Annotated in this window: 26 protein-coding genes; 17 read left to right on the top strand and 9 right to left on the bottom strand. The window is 68.3% G+C overall.

Features of this window, described 5'->3' with window-relative positions; genetic code table 11:
* Window positions 1–58: 58 nt before the first annotated feature.
* Both ACWCPQ_RS09940 and ACWCPQ_RS09935 read left to right on the top strand, forming a co-directional pair.
* Window positions 59–856, top strand: coding sequence for a TetR/AcrR family transcriptional regulator (locus tag ACWCPQ_RS09940; protein WP_449896739.1), 798 nt, complete (start codon window positions 59–61; stop codon window positions 854–856).
* 9 nt (window positions 857–865) lie between these two features.
* Window positions 866–2,377, top strand: a complete 1,512-nt coding sequence (locus tag ACWCPQ_RS09935; protein WP_449896737.1) for a leucyl aminopeptidase — start codon at window positions 866–868, stop codon at window positions 2,375–2,377.
* 285 nt (window positions 2,378–2,662) lie between these two features.
* On the opposite strand, the gene ACWCPQ_RS09930 is transcribed toward ACWCPQ_RS09935, so the two are convergent.
* A complete protein-coding gene (locus ACWCPQ_RS09930; RefSeq protein ID WP_449896735.1) occupies window positions 2,663–3,013 on the bottom strand; it encodes an oxidoreductase in 351 nt (116 codons plus the stop codon).
* Window positions 3,014–3,268: 255 nt separating this feature from the next.
* On the opposite strand from ACWCPQ_RS09930, the gene sucB reads away from it, so the two are divergent.
* From sucB to ACWCPQ_RS09895, 7 genes are all read left to right on the top strand, one after another.
* A complete protein-coding gene (gene sucB / locus ACWCPQ_RS09925; RefSeq protein ID WP_449896733.1) occupies window positions 3,269–5,026 on the top strand; it encodes a 2-oxoglutarate dehydrogenase, E2 component, dihydrolipoamide succinyltransferase in 1,758 nt (585 codons plus the stop codon).
* Window positions 5,027–5,038: 12 nt separating this feature from the next.
* Window positions 5,039–5,929 (top strand): TIGR01777 family oxidoreductase, encoded by an 891-nt coding sequence (locus ACWCPQ_RS09920; protein WP_449896731.1) that lies wholly within the window; start codon window positions 5,039–5,041, stop codon window positions 5,927–5,929.
* Window positions 5,926–6,450, top strand: a complete 525-nt coding sequence (locus ACWCPQ_RS09915; protein WP_449896729.1) for an N-acetyltransferase family protein — start codon at window positions 5,926–5,928, stop codon at window positions 6,448–6,450. The genes ACWCPQ_RS09920 and ACWCPQ_RS09915 overlap by 4 nt, the downstream gene beginning before the upstream one ends.
* Window positions 6,447–7,226 carry a lipoyl(octanoyl) transferase LipB gene (gene lipB, locus ACWCPQ_RS09910; RefSeq protein ID WP_449896727.1) on the top strand — a complete coding sequence of 260 codons (780 nt, stop codon included), beginning with the start codon at window positions 6,447–6,449 and terminating at the stop codon, window positions 7,224–7,226. Before ACWCPQ_RS09915 ends, lipB begins: the two co-directional genes overlap by 4 nt.
* A gap of 71 nt (window positions 7,227–7,297) precedes the next feature.
* Complete coding sequence (gene lipA / locus ACWCPQ_RS09905) at window positions 7,298–8,320, top strand: lipoyl synthase (protein WP_449896725.1); 1,023 nt, start codon at window positions 7,298–7,300, stop codon at window positions 8,318–8,320.
* A 188-nt stretch (window positions 8,321–8,508) separates the two neighbouring features.
* Complete coding sequence (locus ACWCPQ_RS09900; protein ID WP_449896723.1) at window positions 8,509–9,114, top strand: hypothetical protein; 606 nt, start codon at window positions 8,509–8,511, stop codon at window positions 9,112–9,114.
* A 32-nt stretch (window positions 9,115–9,146) separates the two neighbouring features.
* A complete protein-coding gene (locus tag ACWCPQ_RS09895; protein ID WP_449896721.1) occupies window positions 9,147–9,434 on the top strand; it encodes a putative quinol monooxygenase in 288 nt (95 codons plus the stop codon).
* A gap of 8 nt (window positions 9,435–9,442) precedes the next feature.
* Here the strand turns inward: ACWCPQ_RS09895 and ACWCPQ_RS09890 are convergent, their stop codons facing one another.
* Window positions 9,443–10,171: a nuclear transport factor 2 family protein gene (locus tag ACWCPQ_RS09890; RefSeq protein ID WP_449896719.1), complete on the bottom strand. Its 729-nt coding sequence runs from the start codon at window positions 10,169–10,171 to the stop codon at window positions 9,443–9,445.
* A gap of 120 nt (window positions 10,172–10,291) precedes the next feature.
* Here ACWCPQ_RS09890 and ACWCPQ_RS09885 point away from each other — a divergent pair, with 120 nt between their 5' ends.
* On the top strand, window positions 10,292–10,909 hold the full coding sequence (locus ACWCPQ_RS09885; RefSeq protein ID WP_449896717.1) for a TetR/AcrR family transcriptional regulator: 618 nt from the start codon (window positions 10,292–10,294) through the stop codon (window positions 10,907–10,909).
* A 154-nt stretch (window positions 10,910–11,063) separates the two neighbouring features.
* A complete protein-coding gene (locus ACWCPQ_RS09880; protein WP_449896715.1) occupies window positions 11,064–12,137 on the top strand; it encodes a dTDP-glucose 4,6-dehydratase in 1,074 nt (357 codons plus the stop codon).
* Window positions 12,138–12,177: 40 nt separating this feature from the next.
* Here the strand turns inward: ACWCPQ_RS09880 and ACWCPQ_RS09875 are convergent, their stop codons facing one another.
* The 3 genes from ACWCPQ_RS09875 to ACWCPQ_RS09865 are packed head-to-tail and all read right to left on the bottom strand — an operon-like array spanning window position 12,178 to window position 14,693.
* Entirely contained in the window at window positions 12,178–13,101 is a 924-nt protein-coding gene (locus ACWCPQ_RS09875) for an SMP-30/gluconolactonase/LRE family protein (protein WP_449896713.1), read from the bottom strand.
* 6 nt (window positions 13,102–13,107) lie between these two features.
* A complete protein-coding gene (locus tag ACWCPQ_RS09870; protein ID WP_449896711.1) occupies window positions 13,108–13,743 on the bottom strand; it encodes an NAD(P)-dependent oxidoreductase in 636 nt (211 codons plus the stop codon).
* Window positions 13,740–14,693 carry an EamA family transporter gene (locus tag ACWCPQ_RS09865; RefSeq protein WP_449896709.1) on the bottom strand — a complete coding sequence of 318 codons (954 nt, stop codon included), beginning with the start codon at window positions 14,691–14,693 and terminating at the stop codon, window positions 13,740–13,742. Before ACWCPQ_RS09865 ends, ACWCPQ_RS09870 begins: the two co-directional genes overlap by 4 nt.
* 78 nt (window positions 14,694–14,771) lie before the next feature.
* Between ACWCPQ_RS09865 and ACWCPQ_RS09860 the strand changes: the two genes are divergently transcribed.
* Window positions 14,772–15,641 (top strand): LysR family transcriptional regulator, encoded by an 870-nt coding sequence (locus ACWCPQ_RS09860; RefSeq protein ID WP_449896707.1) that lies wholly within the window; start codon window positions 14,772–14,774, stop codon window positions 15,639–15,641.
* Window positions 15,642–15,779: 138 nt separating this feature from the next.
* Here the strand turns inward: ACWCPQ_RS09860 and ACWCPQ_RS09855 are convergent, their stop codons facing one another.
* Window positions 15,780–16,169, bottom strand: coding sequence for a MarR family winged helix-turn-helix transcriptional regulator (locus ACWCPQ_RS09855; protein WP_449896705.1), 390 nt, complete (start codon window positions 16,167–16,169; stop codon window positions 15,780–15,782).
* Window positions 16,170–16,269: 100 nt separating this feature from the next.
* Between ACWCPQ_RS09855 and ACWCPQ_RS09850 the strand changes: the two genes are divergently transcribed.
* On the top strand, window positions 16,270–17,712 hold the full coding sequence (locus tag ACWCPQ_RS09850) for an MFS transporter (protein ID WP_449896703.1): 1,443 nt from the start codon (window positions 16,270–16,272) through the stop codon (window positions 17,710–17,712).
* Between the two features lie 192 nt (window positions 17,713–17,904).
* Entirely contained in the window at window positions 17,905–18,411 is a 507-nt protein-coding gene (locus ACWCPQ_RS09845) for a CAP family protein (RefSeq protein ID WP_449896701.1), read from the top strand.
* 216 nt (window positions 18,412–18,627) lie between these two features.
* Here ACWCPQ_RS09845 and ACWCPQ_RS09840 read toward each other — a convergent pair whose 3' ends face one another.
* Window positions 18,628–19,536, bottom strand: a complete 909-nt coding sequence (locus ACWCPQ_RS09840) for a hydrogen peroxide-inducible genes activator (protein ID WP_449896699.1) — start codon at window positions 19,534–19,536, stop codon at window positions 18,628–18,630.
* 130 nt (window positions 19,537–19,666) lie between these two features.
* Between ACWCPQ_RS09840 and ACWCPQ_RS09835 the strand changes: the two genes are divergently transcribed.
* Window positions 19,667–20,254 carry a peroxiredoxin gene (locus ACWCPQ_RS09835; protein WP_062998489.1) on the top strand — a complete coding sequence of 196 codons (588 nt, stop codon included), beginning with the start codon at window positions 19,667–19,669 and terminating at the stop codon, window positions 20,252–20,254.
* Window positions 20,255–20,268: 14 nt separating this feature from the next.
* Complete coding sequence (locus ACWCPQ_RS09830; RefSeq protein ID WP_449896697.1) at window positions 20,269–20,808, top strand: carboxymuconolactone decarboxylase family protein; 540 nt, start codon at window positions 20,269–20,271, stop codon at window positions 20,806–20,808.
* A gap of 187 nt (window positions 20,809–20,995) precedes the next feature.
* On the opposite strand, the gene ACWCPQ_RS09825 is transcribed toward ACWCPQ_RS09830, so the two are convergent.
* The gene (locus ACWCPQ_RS09825) at window positions 20,996–21,391 is read right to left on the bottom strand and encodes a hypothetical protein (protein ID WP_449896696.1); all 396 of its coding nucleotides are present in this window, start codon (window positions 21,389–21,391) and stop codon (window positions 20,996–20,998) included.
* A 351-nt stretch (window positions 21,392–21,742) separates the two neighbouring features.
* Between ACWCPQ_RS09825 and ACWCPQ_RS09820 the strand changes: the two genes are divergently transcribed.
* Entirely contained in the window at window positions 21,743–22,768 is a 1,026-nt protein-coding gene (locus ACWCPQ_RS09820) for an alpha/beta hydrolase (protein ID WP_449896694.1), read from the top strand.
* A 191-nt stretch (window positions 22,769–22,959) separates the two neighbouring features.
* On the opposite strand, the gene ACWCPQ_RS09815 is transcribed toward ACWCPQ_RS09820, so the two are convergent.
* Window positions 22,960–25,326: a protein kinase domain-containing protein gene (locus tag ACWCPQ_RS09815; RefSeq protein WP_449896692.1), complete on the bottom strand. Its 2,367-nt coding sequence runs from the start codon at window positions 25,324–25,326 to the stop codon at window positions 22,960–22,962.
* Between the last annotated feature and the right edge of the window lie 206 nt (window positions 25,327–25,532).

Here is a 25,532-nt window from a genome sequence, read left to right as displayed (position 1 = left end):
GGCTGATCAGTGTGAAACCACTATTTCGTCACGGTATTTCGTGTGATGGAATCGAGTGGTGACAGTGTGCGTGAGTTGCGGCGGCGGCCTCCGGCAACCGGATCGGGGTCGACGTCGGCGCTACTGTTCCCGCGCCTGCCAGGCCCGCGCCTACCGGGCGCGGCGCCGGGCACCGGTGCTGCCCCGGCAACCACGCCCGCGCCGGTTGTCGGCACTCGCCATCACCCGCGCGGCGGTGGCGATGGCCGACCACGCCGGCACCGACGGTCTCACCATGCGCCGCCTCGCCGGCGACCTGGGCGTCGCGACCGCCGCGCTGTATCGGCACTTCGGCGACCGCGAACAACTCCTGGTCGCGATGACCGAGCTGGTACTCGCCGAAACACCGCCTCCACCGGCGGAACTGACCGGATGGCGAGCCCGGCTCAGGTACGAAGCGACCCAGGAATGGCAGATCTACCGGCGACATCCGTGGATTCTCACGGTGCTCGCACGAGTCCGGCCGCCACTCGGTCCCGCCCTGTTCGACACATTGGAGCGAACGTTGGGCGCGCTCGACGAACTCGAGCTGTCCAGGACGCAGCTGCTGTCGGCGTACCTGAGCTATTCCGCACTGGTACAGGGACTCGCCTTGTTGTGGGTCTCGGAACGGACCGATCGGATCGGCGGCCCGGGCTCGGCGGCGGCCCCGGCCGAACTGGCCGCACTCATCGACCCGGTCGCCCGCCCGTCCCTGCACAAGGTGTTCGACCCGGCCGGTCCCGGGCCGGTGCTGGATTTCGACGAACTACTCGCCGACGCGGTGGACATGCTGCTCGAAGGCGTCGCGGCGCGGCAGGCGGGGTCCACCGAATAGCCTGGGGCAATGACCGCAGTCGCAGATCGTCCGCTCGGACCGGAATTGGCACGTACCCAGACCATCGAACCCGGTACCGATGTCCTCGTCATCGGCCTGGCCACCACCGATGACGGTCCTGTCCTCGTACCCGCAGACCTCTTCGGCGACGTGCTCGGCACCGACCTGCGCACCCTGCTGCTCGACCAGTTGACGGCCGTCGGCGCGACGGGCAAGGCCGAACAGCTGATCCGTATCCCTGCCCCCGCCGGGCTGGACAATGCTGCCAGTGTGCTGGCCGTCGGGCTCGGCACTGCCGCCGATATCGACGCCGAGCAGGTCCGGCGCAGTGCCGGCGTGGCCGCTCGTTCGCTGACCGGGGTCGCACGGGCGGTCACCACGCTGTCCGGGGTGGACATCGGTGCCGCAGTGGAGGGTTTCTACCTCGGCGCGTATTCGTTCACCCCGTTCCGGTCCGCCAAATCCGCGCCGAAGCCGGAGGCCGCGCCGCTGGCCCGCGTCGAACTGCTCGTCCCGGAACCGGATTTCGGCGGCGACGCCCTGCTGCGGGCCCAGCTCACCGCCGAGGCGGTGGCCACCGCCCGCGATTTCGTGAACACCCCGCCGAGCCATCTGTATCCGGCGGAATTCGCGCGCCGCACGGCGGTGCTGGCCGAGGGTGCCGGCCTCGAGGTCGAGATCCTCGATGAGAAAGCACTGGAAGAGGGCGGTTTCGGCGGGGTACTGGGGGTTGGCAAGGGATCTTCCCGTCCGCCGCGTCTGGTCCGTCTCGTCTACCGGGGCGGTGACAAGAAGGTCGCGCTGGTCGGTAAGGGAATCACCTTCGACACCGGCGGTATCTCCATCAAACCGGCCGCGAACATGGAGAACATGACCTCGGATATGGCCGGGGCCGCGGCGGTCGTGGCGACCACACTGCTCGCCGCGCGACTGAGCCTGCCGGTGACGGTCATCGCGACGGTACCGATGGCGGAGAACATGCCGTCGAGCACCGCACAGCGGCCGGGTGATGTGCTCACCCAGTACGGCGGCACCACCATCGAGGTCACCAATACCGATGCCGAGGGCAGGCTCATCCTGGCCGACGCGATGGTCCGCGCGGGCGAAGACGACCCGGGCTATCTGATCGACGTCGCCACCCTCACCGGCGCCCAGCTGGTGGCGCTGGGTACCCGGACCCCGGGCGTGATGGGTACCGACGAGTTCCGTGACCGGGTCGCCCGGATCTCCCAGGCGGTCGGCGAACACGGCTGGCCGATGCCGCTGCCGAAGGAATTGCGCGCCGATCTGGACTCCAAGGTTGCCGATATGGTCAACGCCTCCGCACACCGTTGGGGCGGGATGCTGCTGGCCGGAACCTATCTGAAGGAATTCGTCCCGGCCGGCGTCGAGTGGGCACATATCGATATCGCGGGCCCCGCGTACAACACGGGCGGGCCGTTCGGCTACATCGGTAAGGGCGGCACCGGAGTCCCGGTGCGCACTCTCATCGCCGTGCTGGAGGATATCGCCGCCGAGTAGCCGTCCGGCCACGGTTTGCCGGGCGATCGCACCGGCGCACAGCAAACACGACGAGCAGCGGGGTCGCGCGGTCGGCTCAGGAGGCGGCGGCGCGATCCCGGACTGCGGCCCGGAGCCCGGCGGCCGGCAATCATCTGCGCTCACACCGGCTCGTCCGGAAGACGACCGGCCGCGCCGAACGGGTCCGGTGCGGGGACGGGCTCCGGTGGTGACCGCTACCCGGCGGTCACCGAGCCGATCCCGTATCCGTTCCCCGCCGAGCGTCCGGAGTACCGAAGACGCTCGCTACTCGTCGAGTTCACGCTCGGTGGCGCGTTTGCGCTCGATCCGCCGGCGCGCGTCGTAATCCCGCATACGCTGCGGATATCCGGTGCGGCCGACATCGTAGACCGGAATTTTCAGGTCCCGGGAAAGGCGCCGGGCACCGCGTTCGCCGACGATCCGCCGGGTCCATTCACCATCGGCGGCAACCAGCACTACAGTGACATCGGTCACAGTGGTTTCGGGTTCGACGAAGGCTTCCACGCCCGCGTGTGTGCGCACCCACTCGCGCAGGTAACGGGCTTCCGTGCCGGAACCGGCGGAAACGTCCCTGCGCCCGGCCGTGACACGGCGGATACGGTCCAGCAAACCCACTGCCGCCGACCTCCTGTTCGTCACCCGAATTCCGCCGAATCCGGCGGTCATTCCATGGTGCCAGCTACCAAAATTGGATGCCCTCCGGTAAACGCGTCGCGCGGCGAATGCAAGGATGGTGGACGGAACAACAACCACACGGATCTCCGGCGCCGCGCAGAATGAACGCCGGCTGGAATACCGCCGCGACCCGCGGCAGGATCCACCGGAACGAACTGTTGTAGACCCGTCGAGCAGTTAGAGGAGTCAACGGACATGGCCTTCTCCGTCCAGATGCCCGCTCTTGGTGAGAGCGTCACCGAGGGAACGGTGACACGGTGGCTGAAGCAGGAAGGAGACACGGTCGAGGTCGACGAGCCGCTGCTCGAGGTCTCCACCGACAAGGTCGACACCGAGATCCCGTCCCCCGCGGCGGGTGTGTTGACGAAGATCGTCGCCAAGGAAGACGACATCGTCGAGGTAGGTGGCGAACTGGGTGTCATCGGTGACGCCGGCGAGGCGCCCGCGCCCGCCCCGGCTCCCGAACCGGCCGCCGCCGAACCCGCGCCCGCCGAACCCGCGCCCGCGCCCGCCGAACCCGCACAGGAAGCCGCTCCGGCACCCGCCCCGACTGCCGCGCCCGCCGCCGGCTCCGCGGCGTCCGGAACGTCGGTGAAGATGCCGGAACTCGGCGAATCGGTTACCGAGGGCACCGTGACCCGGTGGCTCAAGGCGATCGGCGACGAGGTCGCGGTCGACGAACCGCTGCTCGAGGTCTCCACCGACAAGGTCGACACCGAGATCCCGTCCCCCGTCGCGGGCACCCTGCTGGAGATCACCGCCAACGAGGACGATGTGGTCGAGGTCGGCGGACAGCTCGGAGTGATCGGCTCCGGCACCCCGGCGGCCGAAGCAGCTCCGGCCCCGGCACCCGCACCCGCGCCCGAACCGGCACCCGCGCCAGAACCCGCACCGGCTCCGGCTCCGGCTCCGGCTCCGGCTCCGGCTCCGGCTCCGAAGCCTGCCCCCGCACCGGCGGCCGCAGCTCCCGCCCCCGCCGCCCAGGCTCCGGCTGCCTCCGGTAACGGCGCCACCCCGTACGTCACACCCCTCGTCCGCAAGCTGGCCGAGGAGAACAGCGTCGATCTGTCCTCGGTCACCGGTTCCGGTGTCGGCGGCCGGATCCGCAAACAGGACGTGCTCGCCGCCGCCGAGTCGAAGCAGGCTCCGGCCGCCGCACCGGCGGCCGCCGCGCCCACCGCGGCACCGGCCCGGGCGGCCGCCGCGGCTCCCAGCCCCGCGCTCGCGGCGCTGCGCGGCACCACCCAGAAGGCCAACCGGATCCGGCAGATCACCGCGACCAAGACCCTGGAATCGCTGCAGACCACCGCGCAGCTCACCCAGGTGCACGAGGCCGATGTCACCAAGATCGCCGCGCTGCGCAAGAAGGCCAAGGCCGATTTCGCCAAGCGTGAGGGCGTGAACCTCACCTTCCTGCCGTTCTTCGCCAAGGCCGTGGTGGAGGCGCTCGGGGTACACCCGAACGTCAACGCCAGCTACGACGCGAACAGCAAGGAGATCACCTACCACGCGTCGGTGCACCTGGGCATCGCGGTGGACACCGAGCAGGGTCTGCTCTCGCCGGTGATCCACAACGCCAGCGATCTGTCGCTGGCCGGTCTGGCCCGCGCCATCGCCGATATCGCCAACCGGGCCCGCAGCGGCGGCCTCAAGCCCGACGAGCTGGCCGGTGGCACCTTCACCATCACCAACATCGGCAGCCAGGGCGCCCTGTTCGACACGCCGATCCTGGTGCCGCCGCAGGCGGCGATGCTGGGTACAGGTGCCATCGTGAAGCGCCCGACCGTGGTCACCGACGAGTCCGGCAGCGAGTTCATCGGTGTCCGCTCGATGTGCTTCCTGCCGCTGACCTACGATCACCGCCTCATCGACGGCGCGGACGCCGGCCGGTTCCTCACGACCATCCGGCACCGCCTGGAAGAGGCGGCGTTCGAGGCCGATCTCGGCTTGTAAGGGGCGACAACGATGTCGGTTGTGGTAGCCGGTTCGTCCGGACTGATCGGAACCGCGCTCGTCGCGGCGTTGCGCCGCGACGGGGAGCAGGTGATCCGGCTGGTCCGGCGGCCGGCCGCCGCGCCCGACGAACGTCGCTGGGATCCCGCGCAGGGTGAACTCGACCCCGGGATCTTCGACGGGGTCGACGCGGTGGTGAACCTGTGCGGGGCCGGTATCGGCGACAAACGCTGGACCGGCGCGTACAAACAGTTGCTCCGGGACAGCCGGATCACGCCCACCGACGTCCTCGCGACGGCGGTGGCCCGGGCCGGGGTACCGACACTGGTCAACGCCAGCGGGGTCCACTACTACGGTGACACCGCCGACCGGGCGGTCGACGAAAGCGGTCCGGTGGGCACCGGTTTCCTGCCCACGCTGTGTCACGACTGGGAAGCCGCGACCCACGCCGCCACCGCGGCCGGGACCCGTACGGTCCTGCTGCGCAGCGCGGTCGTACTCACCGGGGCCGGCGGGATGCTGCCGCAACTGCGAACGCTGTTCCTGCTGGGTCTCGGCGGCCGGCTCGGCAGCGGCCGTCAATATCAACCGTGGATCTCGCTCGACGACGAGATCGGTGCCATCCGGCACGCTCTCACCGAAGAGTCGGTGCGCGGGCCGCTCAATGCCGTGGGCCCGGCCCCGGTCACGAATGCCGCGTTCACCCGAGCCCTCGGAAAGGCCCTGCACCGGCCGACGCCGCTGTTCGTCCCGGGTATCGCGCTGCGCGCGGTGATCGGTGAGTTCGCGGAGGAAGCGATTCTGCACAGCCCCCGCGCTCTGCCCCGGGTACTCGAGGAGACCGGCTACGAGTTCCGTCACGCCACCGTCGGCGCGGCGCTGTCCGCCGCGGTGGGCCGATGACCGGATCGGCCACCGTGGTCCGGGACGCCCGGACCGGCGATCTACCCGCGATCCTGGAGATCCACAACCGTGCCATCGCCGAGACCACGGCCATCTGGGACGACGAACCCGTGGAACTCGACGAGCGCATCGCCTGGTTCCGTAACCGCACCGAGCACGGCCGCCCGGTGGTGGTGGCCGAAGTGGACGGTGAACTCGCCGGATACGCCAGTTACGGGCCGTGGCGGCCCAAGTCCGGCTATCGGCACACCGTGGAGAACTCGGTCTATATCGCCGACCGGTTCCAGCGGCGCGGTATCGGCGCGACCCTGCTGGCCGAGCTGATCGCGCGCGCGGAGAAGGCCGGTGATATCCATGCCATGGTCGCGGCCGTCGAATCGCGCAACACCGGTTCGATCGCCCTGCACGAGCGTTTCGGCTTCCGAACGGTGGGCGTACTGCCGGAGGTGGGCCGCAAGTTCGGCCGCTGGATGGATCTGACGCTGATGCAGCTCACGGTGGAGATGAGCGTAACGTCATGAATGTGAACAACACCCGCACCGCAACCCGGTCGGCCCGCTACGACAGCACCCCCGTCGACGTGCGAGAACTGGGTCTCATCGACTATCAGCAGGCGTGGGATCTGCAACGTGAGATCGCCGCCCGCCGCGCCGACGGCGCCGGGGCCGACACCCTGCTGCTCCTGGAACACCCGTCCGTCTACACCGCCGGCCGCCGCACCGAAGAGGCCGATCGGCCCACCGACGGCAGCCCCGTGATCGATGTGGACCGCGGCGGCAAGATCACCTGGCACGGGCCCGGCCAGCTCGTCGGCTACCCCATCATCCGGCTCGCCGAACCGATCGACGTGGTCGATTACGTCCGGCGCCTCGAACAGGCACTGATCCGGACGGTCACCGATCTGGGCGTCGAATGCGGGCGGGTCCCGGGCCGGTCCGGCGTCTGGCTGCCCGCGACCGGCCTGCTGCCGGAACGCAAGATCGCCTCGATCGGGATCCGGGTGCAACGCGGGGTCACCCTGCACGGTATCTCGTTGAACTGCAATCCCGATCTCGGCGCGTTCGGCGCCATCGTCGCCTGCGGTATCCGCGATGTCGGGTCGACCAGCCTGAGCCAGGAGCTCGGCCGCGAGATCACCGTCGCCGAGGCCGCGCCACGTATCGCCGAATTCGTCCCGGCCGCGCTCAACGGCGAGATCCCGGTCACCGAGCACGATATCCCGCGGGCCGCCACCCCGGCCGACGCGGACCACGCCGCCGCCACCGCGGCACGCGATCCGAAAGGTGCCACAGCATGAACGAGTCAGGCCGGGAGGCGGCAGCGCAGCGTAACCATGGAGGGCCCTCGCTCATGCCCAATGGACGCAGCATGACCTCCGCCCAAGCCCCTGCCGGCCGCAAACTGCTGCGGATCGAGGCGCGAAACGCCGAGACCCCGATCGAACGCAAACCCGGCTGGATCAAGACCCGCGCCACCATGGGCCCGGAGTACACCGAACTCAAGGGTCTGGTGAAACGCGAAGGCCTGCACACGGTCTGCGAGGAAGCGGGCTGCCCGAACATCTTCGAATGCTGGGAGGACCGCGAGGCCACCTTCCTCATCGGCGGCGAACAGTGCACCCGGCGCTGCGATTTCTGCCAGATCGACACCGGTAAGCCGTCGCCGCTGGACCGCGACGAACCGCGCCGGGTCGCCGAGAGCGTCCAGGCCATGGGCCTGCGCTACTCCACCATCACCGGTGTCGCCCGCGACGATCTGGCGGACGGCGGCGCCTGGCTCTACGCCGAAACCGTGCGCGCCATCAAGAAACTCAACCCGAATACCGGCGTCGAACTGCTGATCCCGGATTTCAACGCGAAGCCGGATCAGCTGGCCGAGGTCTTCTCCTCCCGCCCCGAGGTACTGGCCCACAATCTGGAGACGGTGCCCCGGGTGTTCAAGCGGATCCGCCCCGCTTTCCGCTACGAGCGCTCGCTGGAGGTGCTCACCGCGGCTCGCGCCGACGGTCTGGTCACCAAATCCAATCTGATCCTCGGTATGGGCGAGACTCCCGAGGAGGTCACCCAGGCCATGCGCGACCTGCACGAGGCGGGCTGCGATATCCTCACCATCACCCAGTACCTGCGGCCCTCGCCGCGCCACCATCCGGTGGACCGCTGGGTGAAACCCGAAGAGTTCGTGGAACATTCGAAGGTCGCCGAGGAGATCGGTTTCGCCGGAGTGATGGCGGGCCCGCTGGTCCGGTCCTCCTACCGCGCCGGTCGGCTGTATGCCCAGGCGATGACCCACCACGGCCGCCCCATTCCGGAGGCCATGACGCATCTCGCCGCCGAAGGCACGGCCACTCAGGAGGCCGGCGCCGTCCTGGAACGGTTCGGATCCAACGTCTGACCGCCCCGTCCGGTGGTGGATTCCGCTGAGCGGGTCGGCCACCGGACGTGCGGCTCACACCTCCATCCGAGCTCGGATCTGCCGGCACAACCCCGGCACCGCCGCCTCCACCATTGCGCCAGAACCTCACTCGAAGTCGTCGAGCAGACGATGTACCTTCGTGAGCGAGGTGAGAAAGGCTGGTCGGTGTGAAATTCGGTCTTACGGCTCATCCCGAGATCGAGCCGGGGGCGCCGCACCATCTCGTGTTCGCCGAACGCCTGCCGGATATTTGTGCCGCGCACGGCCGAGACCAGGTGCATCGGCGAGAAGAGCAGCTGACCTTCTATAGCACGCGCGGTGGCGGCAAGCCGGTCGTGCTGTTTCGCCTGCTGCTGCGGATCGCCCAGATCTGGCGGTCGGACTCGATGTCGCGCACCCAGCCGGACATCATCCTGCACGGCGATTGGCCGGTCTGTTCGGCCTGCCTGGCTCCTAGCCGGATCCAGCGCGCGATCGGAACCGGCCTGATCATGCTGGCTGTACTGAACATCGCGACGATCGTCCTGCTGATACTCGCCCAGGTCCGCCCGCCGTCCTGGCTGGTCTTCGCTGCCTTCCCCGGCTGGATACCGTGCGGCCTGCTGGTGGCCATGGCGCTGTTCCGCCGCGGCGAAACATTTGTCCGGGCGCGGATCTCCCCCGACCTGACAGCGGCCGAGATCGTCACCGATCCCCGATTCGACGCGGCTACCGAAGCACGGCGTGGGAGTTCTGGTGCCACCGATGAATCCGGTGCCGTCGACCGGTCGTAGCTGATACCACCCGACTACCTACGGAGGACTCAGTGTTGATCGTCGCCGGTCATCTCATAGTCGATCCACCGGCTCGCACCGCCTACCTCGCCGACTGTCGCGAGGTGGTCGATCAGGCACGCTCGGCGCCGGGCTGCCTGGATTTCGCAGTGAGCGCAGATCTCACCGATCCCGCGCGGATCAATATCTTCGAACGCTGGACCGATCGGGAATCGGTGGCGACGTTCCGCGGCGCGGGTACCGGCTCCGAGCAGAATGCGGCGATCCGCGGCGCGTCGGTGGCCGAGTACGATATCGGGGAAATCCGTTCGCTGACCTGACCGCCCGGCTAGAACTTGATGCGCTGTAGTAGCGCAGGGATCTTCGACGCCGACATCAGCGCCCTGAACTGCCAGCTGTCGTCGCGCGGCAGTATCCCGCCACGCTGTGTGACGTCGAAGGCGTCGTAGAGGGTTTCGCCCTCCTCCATCAGTCCGTCGGCGTCGAAGTGGTAACGGTCGACCGCGGGACATTGGATGAAGCGACCGTTGCCGTAGAGCACCGGGGCGCTGTCGTCGTAGGGGTAGAGCCGCAGCGGCCCGTCCCAGTGACCGCTGCCGATATAGCGGATGACGACGCGCACCAGCCCTTCCGGGGTGACATCGAGATACACCTGACCGGGCAGTGGGTCGTAGCGCCAGTCCGGGATCGCGTCGAAGAAGGCGAAGTTGTACTTCACGAATTCGTCGATCCCGACGATGGTGCGCCCGAAGGTAGTGACATCGGTGTAGCGGACGTCCGGCGCGTACAGCTCGTGGTTCAGGCTCATATCCCGGACCAGGAAGCTCCACCAGTATTTTTTCGCCCATTCCATGAGCCAGGACAGATCCTGGCCGAGCTTGCCGTAGAACTCCAGTTTCCGCTCGAAGTCGGCGAACCATTCTTCGGTGGTGGACTGCAGTTCCGGTTCCGGGATCACCCGGATCGGTACCGCGCGGTTCGCGTCGAGAAATTCGGGGGCCGGCCTCGCGAGGCGAGGACGGCGCAGGGCCTGTTGGAACTGTTCGTCACTGAACACGACACGAACCTTCCGACGAGCGCGGCCCGGGCCGCGGCGAGAATTCAACTTGAATCGTATGATTCATGTTGAATCATGCGATGTCAACGAATACCGGGAGACCGATGCGAGGATGAACCGGTGAACGCACCGAAGCTGTGGCGCGGGCAGACGCTGGACGCCAGATCCGCCGAACGTCGCGAACAACTCGTGGACGTGGGATTTGAGTTGCTCGGCACCGGTGGATCCGCCGCGGTCACGATGCGGGCGGTGACCCGGCTGGCCAATCTGAGCCCGCGCTATTTCTACGAGAGTTTCGAGGACCGCCGGGCACTGGTCGTCGCGGTCTACGACCGGCTGGAGGCCGAACTCCTCAGCCGGTTGCGCACGATCGACACGAGCGGTGATCTGCATTCGACCGTCCGTTCGGCACTGCGGATCTGCGCCACCTACTTCGAACAGGATCCGCGCCGCGCCCGGGTCCTGCTCCGCGAACCCCTCACCGACGACGCCCTGCGCGCCCACAGCGCCGACCGACTGCCCGGCTTCCTGCGAATCGCGGTACCCGCGCTGGGTACGCAGGCCGGTGCGCTGATACCCGACAGCGATGAAACCTTCGCGATCATCGGGACCGCGCTCGGCGGCGCCCTCGTCGCGCTCTACGTCGACTGGATCGACGGACGTCTTCCGGTACCGCGAGACCATCTGGTCGAGACGGCCACGGCCATCGTGCTCGCGCTGGCGCAGTCCCGCCCCTGAAGCGGCCCCGGGACCGTCCGGCCGAATCCCACTGCCCGGCGAGGACACCCGGACCGGGCCCGGTCCGCCGCTCGGCGGTGTCCGCGCCGGATTCCGCCCGGCCGGGCCGCGGACGGTCCCGCACCGGCCGCGCCGCCCTCTAGGATCGGACCCCATGCCTGTCTATCTCGTCACCGGTGCCGCAGGATTCATCGGGGCGAATTACGTACACCACCTGCTGGCCCAGGAACCCGGCGCCCGGGTCGTGGCCGTCGACTATCTCGGTTTCGCCGGGAACATCGCCAATCTGGCCTCGGTATCGGACCTGCTGGTGTTCGAGAACGCCGATATCGCCGATCAGGAGGCGATGGCGGCGATCTACCGGCGTCACCGGCCCGATCATGTGGTGAACTTCGCGGCCGAATCACACAACGATCGCGCGATTCTGGACCCGACCACGTTCATGCGCAGCAATGCGCTGGGCGCGCAGGTGATGGCGGAATGCAGCAGGCTGTTCTCGGTCCGGTCGCATCTGCATGTCTCCACCATCGAGGTGTACGGCGAACTCGCCGGCGATCGGCCGTATTTCACCGAGCGCAGCCCGCTGAACGCGAAGACTCCCTACAGCGCGGCCAAGGCCGCCGGCGACCAGATGGTCCGCGCCTATATGGCGACCTATCCCGATCTCGACATCCGGATGACCCATTGCGCCAACAACTACGGGCCCTTCCAGCTGCCCGAGAAGCTGATTCCGCTGGCTGTCACGAATCTGCTGCGCGGCCGCAAGATCCCCGTGTACGGGGACGGGGAACAGTCGCGGGATTGGCTGCACGTGGCCGACCACTGCGACGCCGTCCATCGGGTCCTGCATGCGGAACTCGATCCGATTCCGGCGGCGGCGCGGACCGATCCGGGACTGCTGCCGATCTTCGATATCTCGGCGCGCTGCGAAGTGACGAATCTGGAGATCGCGCACTACATCTGCGCGGCGCTGGACCGCGATCCCGCCGAATGGATCGAGCACATCCCGGACCGGCCGAACCACGACCGCCGGTACCTGATCGAGCCGGTCAAGATCGAAGCCGAACTGGGGTGGCGGCCCACCAGGGAGTTCGCGGCGGGTATCGCGGAGACAGTGGCCTGGTACGTCGACAATCCCTGCTGGTGGCAACAGGCCATCTCGGCCAGGGGTGAACTCGGATTCGATTGGAGCAGGCTCGGCCCGTCCGCCGTGGGCCCGGCGCGATGAGCCGTCCACCCGCGCGGCCGGACGCGCGCCCGAGGAAGAATCACCCGCCGAGCGTGACGATATCGTAGGTGGTGTCGGGCCCGGCGGGTGTGGTGAACCGGGCATTGGGCAGGTAGAGACGCTCCTCGAACGCGGCCACCGTCGTCGGGATATCCAACCGCGCATCCCGCAGGCGCCGTACGACTGTGCCACGTGCGCCCGTACCGTCCAGCACCACCACCGCGACCGCGCCCAGCCGGTTCTGCACGACCAGCAAACTACCTTCGTGCCAGAGCATTCCGTCGCCGTAGAGCACCGTTTCGGGGCCGAGGTCGATTACTTTCGCCGCACCCGTCGCCGGGTCGACGCGGTAGAGCCGCCCGGTGGCCGACTGCACGAGAATCAGCGCGGCACCGTCGGGCGTGGCGACGATCCCGTTGGCATTGATCGCCCCGGCCACGAACTCGATATCGCCGTTCAGCGGCAGCCGCACCACCCGGCCGGGTGACGGCAGCGCCCCGGCGGGGCCGAACGGGAGGTGGTACAGCACCGACGTATGCGAATCCGTGAACCACGCACCCTCAACTGTGAACACCACATCGTTGACGAACGAGTCCGCCGACCCGAACCGGTAGCGGGCCAGCACTTCACCCGTGCGGGTGTCGATGACGCGGGCATCTCCCCCGGCACCACCGGCGACGAACAAGCGGCCCTGTGGGTCGAGCGCGAGGCCAAGCGCCGGGGTACCCGGCCCCGGACTCAGGACCGCACCGCGGCCGGTCCGCAGATCCACTCGGTAGATGCTCCCGTCGAGCCGCGATCCGAGGTAGGCGACCGGCGCGGATCCGATCGCGATACCTTCCGGCGCGAACCCGGCGGGTAGTCCGATCGTGGCCGGAAAGGACTGCCGTTGCGCACACCCGGGCACGGCGAGTGCGGCGGCGAGCACCGTGAGCGAGATTCCGATCTCGAGAATGCGGCGCATCCCGACCTACCGGTAGCCGACCGTGAAATGCCGGACATCGAGGGAATTCTCGAGTTCGTCCAGTATCGCCACGGCGAGATCCTCGGCCGAGATACGGGAATGTCCGGCAGCATCGGTCAGGAGCGTGGTGGTGCCGCGCCGGTACGTTCCGGTACGCGATCCGGGTTCGAGGACGGCGGGGGGACTCAGATAGACCCAATCGGCCGGATGGTCGCGGCAGGCCGCCAGTTGCGCGACACTGGCGGCGGCGACGGCCCGGATGGGCACGGGGACGTATTCGGGACTGTCCAGAACCAGCCGTCCGGGTTCCACCGGGTTCCACAGGGGCGCGGCACCACCCACGACGAGGACGCGAACGCCGATGCCCGCCGCGGCGTCGAGCAGTGCGCGGGTGGTTGCGGCCACACCGTGTTCCTGTCCAGGGACCGGCCGGGTCGCGACCACGACAGCGTCCGCGCCGGCGAACGTCTCACGCATCCGGGCGCGGTCGTTCGCATCGCCGTGGACCATGGCCACCCCGGGCGGTATCGCGCCCGGACGCCCGTTCCGGATGACGGCGACCGGATCGTGTCCCCGGCGGGCGGCTTCGGCGACGACCCGGGAGCCGACCATACCGGCGGCGCCCACGACAGCGATCTTCATCGGGAGATCTCCTTCGTTACGAGAGTGGGAAATGTGCCGGGCCGGCGCACCGGCGCGGGCAGCTGGCCTGCCACTATCGCGGCCAGCGAGAGGCCGAATCCCATGAGCTGGACCGCGCCGAGCGTCTGGCCGAGCAGGACGGCACCGAGCGCGGCGGCGACCAACGGCGAGAACAGGGTGAGGATCGCGACGGAGTTCACCGGGAGCGTGGTGACACCGCGGAACCACAGGACATAGGCGACCAGTCCGCCGAACAGGCCGAGCCACAGGTATCCGAGAGCGGCCGGCAGATCGATCGACGGCGGCGCGCCCTCGGCGAAAATCGTGAGCGGAAGCAGGAACACCCCACCGGCGGTGAGTTGCCATCCGGCGAAGGCGGTCGGTGTGACCCCGGCGGGCCGTCCCCAGCGTTTGGTGAGCGTAAGCCCCAGGGCCATCGACGCCGCACCACCCAGACCGGCGGCGACTCCGGCGGCGTCGAGACCCGCGGCCGGTCCGAGTATCACCAGGCCCACACCGGCCAGTCCGATCGCGCCCCACGCCATCCGCCATGCCGAAGGGCGCTCGTGCAGGACTGCCACAGCCAGCACCGCGACGACGAGCGGTTGTGCGGCCGCGAGGGTGCCGGCGACACCGCCGGGCAGTCGTTCGGCCGCGATGAACAGCAGCGGGAAGAACAGGCCGATATTGAGCACTCCGAGGATCGCGGCCTTGCCCCACCAGGCACCACGCGGCAGTGTCCGGGTGATCACGAGGGCGATCAGCCCGGCCGGCAGTGCCCGCAGCAGACCCGCGAACAGCGGATACCCGGCCGGGAGGAGTTCGGTGGTGACGATATAGGTCGTGCCCCAGGCGACCGGCGCGAACGCGGTGAGTACGGCGCGGGACAGGTCGCTCCCGCGGGATCCACCGGTCCCACCGAAAACCGTCTGTGCGACTGAACTTTTCACAGTCGAAGTGTCATCCGGAAAGATCAATGAGTCCAACACATGTTTGTCACTCCATCGATCTCGATAGAAGATCGATCCATGGAGCTCCAACAACTGCGTTACGTCCTGGCGGTCGCCGAGACGAACAACTTCACCCGGGCCGCCCAGCGCTGCCTTGTCGTCCAGTCCGCACTCAGTCACCAGATCGCCCGACTGGAAAAGGAACTCGGCGCGAAGCTGTTCGAACGCACCAGCCGACGGGTCCGGCTGACGCCCGCCGGGGAAGCATTTCTCCCGGCCGCGCGTCTCTGCCTGGATGCCGCCGAACGCGCCGCCGCGGAAGCCGCCGCGGCTGTCGGCGAGGTTCGCGGCCGGCTCGCGGTCGGGCTGATCCCCTCGGTCACCGCCGTCGACCTGCCCGACGTCCTCCGCGAGTTCCGGGCCCGGTACCCACATGTGCGCATCAGCCTGCGGGTGGGCGCCAGCGACGAACTCACAGCGCAGGTCCGGGAGGGTGCGCTGGATGTGGCGTTCCTGGGATTACCGACCACTGTGCAGCCGCACGGGGTCGCCGGCCGTGAACTGGCCCGTGACCGGCTGGTCGCTGTTGTCGCTCCCGAACATCCACTCGCCCGCGAGACATCGGTCGACCTGTCGCGGCTGTGCACCGAAACCTTCGTGGATCTACCGGCCGGGACGGCCGGGCGCGCCCAATCGGACCTGGCGTTCACCGCCGCCGGCCTCGACCGCGATGTCGCCTTCGAGGTGTCCTCCGCGGACTACATAGCCCGGCTGGTCGAAAAGGATCTGGGTGTGGCCATGCTCCCCGCCGCGTATGTCCCCCAGCTCACCGGTGTGGTGACGATCGAAGTCTCCGACGCACCGGCCCGGGTCGAACACCTCGTGTGGAGCCGGACCACCCATAGCCCGGCCGCCGCCGCCTTCCTCGGCATTCTGGACGACGCATAACGCCCCGATCGCAGTCCGCCGCCCCGCCGGTTCGCGGATCTTCGCCGCGCGGCCGGAGGTCTGCGACCGTGTCCGTGGGCCCGTCGGCCACCTCGGCGGCTCCGTGGCTCACCGCCCGGCCGGGCCCACGCCGCGAATTCACCCCAAATGCTTGCGCAGCACTTCCAGATGGGTCGGGCGCGCATCCTCGAGCCGCGCGCGGCCCTCGGCAGTGAGCGCCAGGAAATTGGCGCGACGATCGAAATCACAGGCGGCACGCTGCACCAGTCCGGCCTTCTCCAGCCGGGTCACCGTACGCGAGAGCGCGCTCTGGCTCAGGTACATCTCGGCCTCGATATCCTTCATCTTGACCTTCTCCGCCTGCTCCGCACCGCAGCGCCCGCCGAGGACCTGCAGCAGTTCGAACTCGCTGAGCCCGAGTTCGTGCCGCGCCTGCAGCGCGTTCTCCAGATCACACGATGTGACGTGGTAGCGACGCAACGTTTCGGACCACTTCGCGCAGACATCGTTGTCGGAGTCGTGGTACATGAGCCGAGATTATCATGTCAAGTCATTTTATGCCCACGCATTACATGAGTAAGCATTACATGCGTTGACATTCAATGCTCGTGCATCTAAGTTCTACCGAGTGACTCTCACCGCAACCACCCCGCAGAACCTCGCTGCCGCAACGGCCGCCGCCCCGGCCGCCGGCCGCTGGGGACCCAAGTTGTGGGCGATCCTGTTCGTCGCCGGACTGGCGATGTTCCTCGACGCGCTCGACGTCTCCATGGTCGGCGTGGCACTCCCCTCCATCGGCCACGACCTGGGCCTGGACACCTCCGCACTGCAGTGGATCGTCAACGGCTACATCCTCGGCTACGGCGGTCTGCTACTGCTCGGCGGACGAGCGGCCGATCTGCTCGGCCGCCGCCAGGTCTTCCTGACCGCTCTCGTGGTCTTCGGTATCGCCTCACTCGTCGGCGGGCTCGTCGACGCAGGCTGGCTGCTGATCGCCACCCGGATCGTCAAGGGCGTGGCCGCAGCCTTCACCGCACCGGCCGCCCTCTCGATCATCACCACCACCTTCAAGGAAGGTCCCGATCGCAACCGGGCCCTGTCGATCTTCACCATCTTCGGCGCGACCGGATACGCCTCCGGGCTGATCGTTTCGGGCCTGCTCACCGGTATCGATTGGCGACTCACCTTCTATATGCCGGTGGTCGTCGTCGCCGCGGTCATCGTCGCTGCCTACTTCGTGGTGCCGCGCACGATCGAAAAGGAAGAGGGCCGAATCGATTTCACCGGCGCCGCCCTGCTGACCGGCGGTATGCTCGCGGCGGTCTACACCATCGTCACCGCCCCGGAGACCGGTTTCACCGCCACTGTCGTCGCGACCACGATCCTCGCGGTCGGTCTGCTCGGCGCGTTCTTCGTCACGGAGAAGCGAGTGAGCCATCCGCTGGTGCGGCTGAGCATCTTCCGGGTGAAGTCCATCGTGCGGGCCAACCTCGCTGCGCTGGCCATCTTCGGCTCCTACCTCAGCTTCCAGACCATCGTCTCGCTGTACCTGCAGAACACCCTCGAATGGGAGCCGCTGCAGATGGCACTCGCAATGGCGCCGACCGGCATCATCGTCGCCATCCTGTCCCCGATGGCCGGTAAGTTGATCGACCGGTTCGGCACCGGTCCGATGATCCTCGCCGCGCTCACCTCGTTCGTGGCCGGCTACATCTGGTTCCTGACCCGCGGCGGCAGTCCCGAACCCGCCTACGCGGTCGACTACCTGCCCGCGTTCCTGCTGCTCGGCCTCGGTTTCGCACTCGGGTTCTCCGCGGTCATGTCGCAGGCCACCGAAGGTATCGCCGACCACGAACAGGGCCTCGCCTCCGGCTTGGTGCAGACTTCGTTCCAGATCGGCGGCGCGGTGGTGCTCGCCATCGCGACGGGCCTCATCAGCGGCGCCGCCACCGACGGTATCGACGGCTACCGGCCCGGGCTCTACCTGGTCACCGCGGTCGCGGCGGTCGGCCTGCTGGCCTCGGCCTCGGCACTGCTGGCCCGCAAACAGCCTGTCGCCGAACTCGCGTAGCGGTTCTGCGGAGCGGGAGAACGGGGTCGCCGATCAGGCGGCCCCGTTCTCGGCGCTGGGGGGACCTCGGCCGATCGGCCACACTACGACGGTTGATCATCCGCCCGCAGAGCCGGTGCGCCGCGCGGTCGGGCGCCACCGGGACTTCGCGGGCCACTACCGGGTAGGAGTTCGATGAGAAATCTCTGCGCAATGATCGCCGTTGTTGTGACGGCCGCCGTGATCACGACATTACCGACGGCCGCTCCGGCGCGGGCCGAGACGTTCGCCGACCGCGCGCTGTCGCTGCACAATCAGCATCGGGCCGACTACGGCGCCGCTGCGCTGCAATGGGATTCAGCCCTCGCCGCGGACGCGCAGAAGTGGGCCGAGCGCTGCGAATTCGTCCACTCACAGGCGGACGGAAAATACGGGGAGAACCTCTACGCCGGCGGCGGGGCGGATGTCACCGTCGATCAAGCGATCCAGGCGTGGATGGCCGAGGCGCAGCAGTACGACTACGCCGACCCGGTGTTCTCCACCGCGACCGGCCATTTCACCCAGGTGGTGTGGAAGTCGACCACGAAGGTCGGTGTCGCGATCGCCGACTGTCCCGCCGGCGCGATCTTCGATATGCCGTCCAAATATGTCGTGGCGCGTTACGCCCCGCCCGGGAACGTTACGGGCGGGTTCGAGCAGAACGTGGGACGGCACGTCTAGAAGCAGCCCACCACGGACCGGACGGCCCCTGCTGCCGACGGCGACATGCTCGGGAGTTGAGGTCGATCGCCCGGAACCGCCCGTCCCGCGGTTCCGGGCGCAACCCGGCAGCGGGCCGCCCTTCACGCTGCCGGCCGCGGGGAACAACCGTGCGTGACAACCCGAGTACCCGATCCGACCGGTCCGTCGCGCTGCCGCCGCGAGCCGGCCGGCTGGTCAGAACGGCCGCTGGGTGCGGATTATCTCCGCCAGGTAGGCGTAGTCGTCGGCCCGGCCGCTGGACGCCCGGAACACCAGGCCCAGGGTGCGGCCGGGTGCGGGGCCGGTGAAGCGTGCCGTGTCCAGGGCACCGCGACCGGTTTCCGGCACGACCGCCATCTCCGGAATCAGCGTGGTCCCGAGCCCGCCCGCCACACACTGCACCACCGTCGACAGCGATGCCGCGCGGGTGTCCCCGGCCGCGCTCGGATGGATATCCGCGGAGCGGCACAGTTCGAGGGTCTGGTCGCGCAGGCAGTGGCCTTCGTCGAGCAGCAGCATCGGTAGCGCGTCCAGGGCGGCGGGTTCTATATCGGTACGTCCGGCCAGCTCGTGCCCGGCGGGCACCACCAGGACGAATTCTTCGGTGTATAGCGGTATTTCGACCAGCCCGGAGGTTTCGGTGGGCAGGGCCAGGACCGCGACGTCGAGTACGCCCGCCCGCAGCTCGTCGAGCAGGCGGGCGGTCTTGTCCTCGATGACCTGCGGGGTCAGCGCGGGGAGTTTGCGCCGCAGCGTCGGCAGCACTGCCGGGAGGAGATAGGGGGCGGCGGTCGGGATGATGCCGATACGCAGCACGCCGGTGAGGATGTCGCCGGTGGCCGCGGACAGGAACCGGTCCGCGGCTTCGAGGGTCGCTGTAGCCGCGGGGAGCAGCCGCGCACCGGTCGCGGTCACCAGGACGCGCCGGGTGCTGCGTTCGATGAGCTGCAATCCGAGCCCGTTCTCCAGTGCGGCCAATGCCTGCGACAACGTGGGCTGGCTCACCTCGAGCCGGGCCGCGGCGGTGCCGAAGTGCCGGTATTCGGCGACCGCCACGAACGCACGCAGCTGTGACAGGGAGGGCTGATAAGACTGATCGGGCACACCTATCAGTCTAGTGCCACTCATCACTTTTGCCTTTTGCCGGCAGTTCGGCAAGATTACTTACGAGCTTTCGCCCTACCGGCTGGAAATCGACCAGCCGACATCACATCGACTAGAAGGAGATTCGGGCATGCCCCTGCTGACCATCGGCGACCAGTTCCCCGCCTACGACCTCACCGCGGTGATCGGCGGTGACCTGTCCAAGGTCGACGCGCAGCAGCCGGACGACTATTTCACCCGGATCACCAGCGCCGACTACGCGGGCAAATGGCGGATCGTGTTCTTCTGGCCGAAGGATTTCACCTTCGTCTGCCCGACCGAGATCGCCGCGTTCGGCAAGCTGAACGAGGAGTTCGCCGATCGTGACGCCCAGGTGCTCGGGGCGTCGGTCGACAACGAGTTCGTGCACTTCCAGTGGCGGGCCCAGCACGAAGACCTCAAAACCCTGCCCTTCCCGATCCTGTCGGACCTGAAGCGCGAACTGGCCGCCGCCACCGGTGTGCTCAACGCCGACGGTGTCGCCGACCGGGCGACCTTCATCGTCGACCCGAACAACGAGATCCAGTTCGTCTCCCTCACCGCGGGTTCGGTGGGCCGCAATGTCGACGAGGTGCTGCGGGTGCTGGATGCGCTGCAGTCCGACGAACTGTGCGCCTGCAACTGGAAGAAGGGCGACCCGACCATCGATGCCGGCGAACTGCTGGCGGCGAGCGTCTGAGATTCGGAGAACCTGTGAGCATCGACAATCTGAAGGCTGCGCTACCCGAGTACGCCAAGGACCTGAAACTCAACCTGTCCTCGATCAGCCGGACCACCGTGCTGAACGAACAGCAGTTGTGGGGCACCCTGCTGGCCGCCGCCGCCGCGACCAAGTCGACCTCGACGCTGCGCGAGATCGCGGCGGAAGCGGCCGACACACTCTCCGCCGAGGCCTACGATGCCGCGTTGGGCGCCGCCTCGATCATGGGTATGAACAATGTGTTCTACCGGGGCAAGGCGTTCCTGGACGGGAAGTACGACGATCTGCGGGCCGGACTGCGGATGCAGATCATCGGCAACCCGGGCGTGGACAAGGCCGATTTCGAACTCTGGTCCTTCGCCGTGTCGTCGATCAACGGCTGCCAGCACTGCCTGGAGGCGCATGAACACGCGCTGCGCGAAGCGGGTGTCTCGCGCGAGGTGATCTTCGAGGCGCTGCGCGCCGCGGCCATCGTGGTCGGGGTCGGGCAGGCCGTGCAGTCGACCGAGGCACTGGCGACCGCTTCGGTCTAGCGGTTCACCGATTCGCCCCGGGCGGGGCGCAATGATCGACCCCGATACCGGGGCGGCGCGGGATTCTCCGCACCGCCCCGGTCCCGTAGGGGCCACCTGTCACCTCACGATCGGGCGGGCCGGACGGTCACGGAACCGGCCCGCTCTGCTCTCGGCGAATCGCGCGGATCAGCGCCACCGGTGACGATCAGTTCCCCGGCGGTGCCGGCGCGAGCGAGGCACATGCCTCGAAGGCTTCCGCCTGGCCCTCGGGGAGGTCCGGCGGCTGCGGATGCCCGGAGGGCGGCGTGCCACCCGGCGGCATCCCACCCGGCGGTGGTCCACCCGGCGGCCCGTTCGGCCGATCCCCGGCCGGCGGTTCGGGCATATCCGACGGAAGCTGGGCACCGTGCTGTTCCAGGCATTCACGGAATTCAGTGGGCGAGCCGTCCGGCGCCGCGGCCGTGCTCTCTGTCGATGTGGCGACCGTGGTGGTCGGGGTGGTGGATTCGGTTGTCTCGCTACCACACGCGGTGGCCAGCAGCGCGAAACCGATCGTCACGCACCCTGCGATCACCCGGCCGGCACCAGCTCTTCTCGGCACGATGTCGTCGATCCTTTCCTCGACCGGGCACCGTCCGGGCGCCCGCGTCGAGCGGAACGCTAATCGCCCGCACCACCTGGCAACAGATGAAAGCAGCTATCTCCCAGCATATTCGAAGCAACCTGCCAGGTTCGGGACCGATCCACCGCGCTCTCCGGGCCGGGGGTACCGGCAGTGGCAGGTGTTCGGCGCCTCCCGATCGTGTGCCAGGCGATCACACTGGTGTCCGGAAAAAGTTCGGCAACGGACCAAACCGGACACGCGTCCCACACGAACTTCCTCTCGATGCCGTTCCAGGCGCCGAGGCCATCCGGCCACGGCCGACGACGAGTACACGAGAGGTTCACTACTGTGAGTGCACGCCGATGGACACGTACGAACGCGCTGCGCTGGGGGTTGGCGAGCGTGCTGGCCGCCGCCGGACTGGTGGGCACGGCCGGACCCGCCGCGACAGCCCCGGACACGGCGCACGTGGTCTCCGCGGAGAACGTGAACGACCGGCAGCAGACCGTGACGGTCTTCTCCCCCGCGATGAACAGGCCGATCCCGATACAGGTCATCCGCGCCGCGGACCGCTCGGCACCACGGCCGACGCTGTATCTGCTCAACGGTTCGGGCGGCGGCCCGAACGAGAGCGGATGGGATGTGCAGACCGACGCTTTCAGCTTCCTGAGCGGCAAAGATGTCAATGTGGTGACCCCGTACGGCGGCAGCAACTCCTACTACACGGACTGGATCCGCGACGACGCGGTCCTCGGCCGCAACAAATGGCAGACCTTCTTGAACGAGGAACTACCGCCAGTCATCGAACAGTTCCTGGGCGCCAACGGCGATCGCGCCCTGGCCGGTGTCTCGATGAGCGGCACCTCCGTGCTGAACCTGGCCATCGCCAAACCCGGTTTCTGGAAGAGTGTGGCCTCCTACAGCGGTTGCGCCCAGACCTCCGACCCGGTCGGGCACGAATTCGTCCGGCTCACCGTGGAACTGTGGGGCGGTGGGCAGAGCGTCGAGAACATGTGGGGCCCGCAGAACGGACCGCTGTGGCGCGCCAATGATCCGCTGGTCAACGCGGACCGGCTGCGCGGCACCCAGGTGTATCTCAGCACCGGCAGTGGAATCCCGGCGGCTCCGCACGACACCCCGTTCGACCGGCGCGTGCAGGAGGGCCGGATCCCGCTGCCGGTGCAGCTCGCCTTCGGCGGCCCGATCGAGGCGGCCATCCGGTACTGCACGGTGAACCTGACCAACCGGCTGCGCGAACTGAACATCCCGGTCACCCTGGACGACCGGCCGGTCGGCACCCACTCGTGGGGCTACTGGGAGGACGACCTGCGTACCTCCTGGCCTTTCCTGGCACAGTCGATCGGCGCCCGGTAGACCTGTCCGGCGAGGGGCGGCACTCCGGCCGACCCCACCCGCCGCCGGATACCGCGGCGGGCAGGACAGCGGCGAGTACCGGACCCGCTGATCCGGCAACTGCGCGATCCGCCGGCAGCGGTGCGATTCGCGGATCTCGATGTGGCCGTCGACCGCCGACGGCCACGATCGGCGATGCCGCTGCCCGCGACTCAGAAGAGGCGCAGGTTTCCGACGTAGACCCTGCCGCCGATCGCCACGGGATCGAACTCGCTCGAGATCTTCCAGACCTCGCCGTTGCTGTCCCACACCTCTAGCGTCCGGTCGCTGCCGGTCGGATCCGCGGCCACCGCGATCCGGCTTCCGTCGGTGCCGAGTTCGGGGCCCTTCGGTAGATAGCCGGGAACGACATAGTCGCCGGTGTACGCGTCGACCACTCGGCCGGTATCCGAGGTCTCGATCAGATTCCCGATACCGTGCAGTGGGACCGGCTCGGCATAATCGTTCGCACCGTACGACTCGTTCTGCCACAGAACGGTTCCGCTGCGCGGGCTGATTCCCGCGTATGTCGTCTTGTTCTCGTCCGTCTGGATCACGGTCGGCACCGACGTCTCGGGGAAACCCTCGTCGGCGCTGTACGGGCGCCCGCTCGGCCGCCAACCCGCCGGCAGATCCGCTGTTCTGGTGCCGGCCCGGTCGAAGACACCCGCCGGTTCCGATCCCTCGGCGACGACGAAGCCGTCGATGAAGACATTCCAGTCGGTCGATTCGATCTCCTCGACGGTGTCGCGGCGGAAGATCTCCTTACCGTCCTCGAGCCGGATCACCCGGAACTCCCACTTCGACAGCGGCTGCGCCGGATCGGGGGCCGAGGTGATCACCGCCAACCGGACCAGCCCGAATGCCTCGATCGAATGCCGGGGTTCGCCGGAGGGCCGGGTCGCGGTGCCGCCGGTCCCCTGGACCGGTGGGAGCTCCCGGCCGTCCACCCCGATCGAGCGCAGGGTGGGCGATTGCGGCCGATCCGGCCGGTCCACGAAGACGAAGCGCTCCCCGGCGGCGATCAGCTCGCCGACATCCCCCGCGGCGGTGACGGTGCCGGCGATCCGGTTCGCGCCGAGATCCACGATCACCACCTGATCGGTGTCCTCCGACGAACGTTCGAGATGACATGCCGCCGCCGAACGGCGTTCGCTGACGACACATTCTCCGAGCCTGCGCTGTGTGGTGTCCAGCAGCAGGGGTTCGGTACCGGCGCGGAGCTTGCCGGTGCCCGCATCGATCACGTCCAGGTAGTCGACGGTGCCGCCACCGTCGAGATAGTAGTTACGGCCGCGCAGGACGATCTCGGAATCGCCACCGACCAATTCGGCAGGGCTCGGGTAGGACCCGGGCGGACCCGGTATCTCCTGCATGGTCCAGATCGGCGTATCCGGTCGCTGCTGGAGTGACGGCAGAATCGGCGTCACCGGCCGGCGCGGCAGTTGCGCGGCTTCCTCCGCACCCGCCTGGTTCGAGAGTGCCCGGTATCCCAGGACGGCGGCGACGGTCAGCACCACCGCGGCCAGGATCGACCCGACGACCAGCAGCACGGTGCGATCGCCGGACGGAGGTGGCGCAGGGCTCGGGCCCGGCGACGACGACGGCGGCGGCGGATAGCCCATGGGATCCGGGCGAACGACAGTGGCCGCGTAGCGATCGGCCGAAGCGGGAGCCGGGACACCATGTCCGGCCTGCGGATGTGCGTAGACTGCTGTCGCGGCGAGCGCCTCGCCGAGTGCCTTCGCGAACTCCTTGCTGGTGGGAAAACGATCGCCCGGGCTCTTCGCCATCGCCCGCCCGATCACCGAATCCACCTGCGGCGAGAGATCGAGCCGCTGCGCGCGCACGCTCGGGACGGGCTGCTGGGCGTGGGCCATGATCACGGCGACAGGGTTCGTGCCGGGAAACGGCTTCGCACCGGTGAGGAGATGGAAAGCGGTGGCGGCCAGTGAATACTGATCCGAGCGCGGATCGATCGCCAGTCCCTGCATCTGTTCCGGCGAGGCGTAGGCGACGGTGCCGACAGTCAGGCCTGTCCCGGTGAGATCGGAGGTTTCCGGCCCCATCCGGGCGATCCCGAAATCGGTCAGCAGATAGTGACCGGTGCGCCCCAGCAGGATATTCGCCGGTTTCACATCGCGATGGACCAATCCGCGCGCACCCGCGTAGTCGAGTGCGTCGGCGACCTCGGTGATCGCGCGGGCGACATCGGAGGCAGACAACCCACTCGCCGCGGCGGTGAGCGTCGCCGACAGGTCGACACCGTCGATCAGTTCCAGGGCGATCCACAGCCGTCCATCGAATTCGCCACGGTCGTGCACGCTGACGATCCCGGGATGCGACAGCGACGCGGCGAGATCGGCCTCGCGTTCGAAGCGGCGCCGGTACGAATCGTCGCGGGTGAATTCCGCGGCCAGCACCTTGATCGCATCCGAACGCGGCAGCCGCGGGTGCCGGGCGACGTAGACCTCGCCCATCCCGCCGGCGCCGAGAAGACGCTCGATGGTGTATCCGGCGAACACTGCCCCCGATGCCAAAGCGGCCACTGTCCGAACCCTCCGATACCGATGTCAGCCGATCACACCGTATCGGGAGGGTTTCGGCAACTCTGTGGCCAGTGCGAGGCCAGCCCGGTGACCGGCCTCGCCCGGTGCGCGTTCCACGGAATCGAGGATCACCGGGGCCGGCGATCATCGTGCCCCGCCGTCGGGCGACCGAATCCGCCGGGCAGCTTCCGTACCCG

It is taken from the genome of Nocardia sp. NPDC001965, from assembly GCF_053594175.1.
The sequence above is the reverse complement of the archived record's forward strand: the minus strand, read 5'-3'. Positions and strand labels throughout refer to the sequence as shown.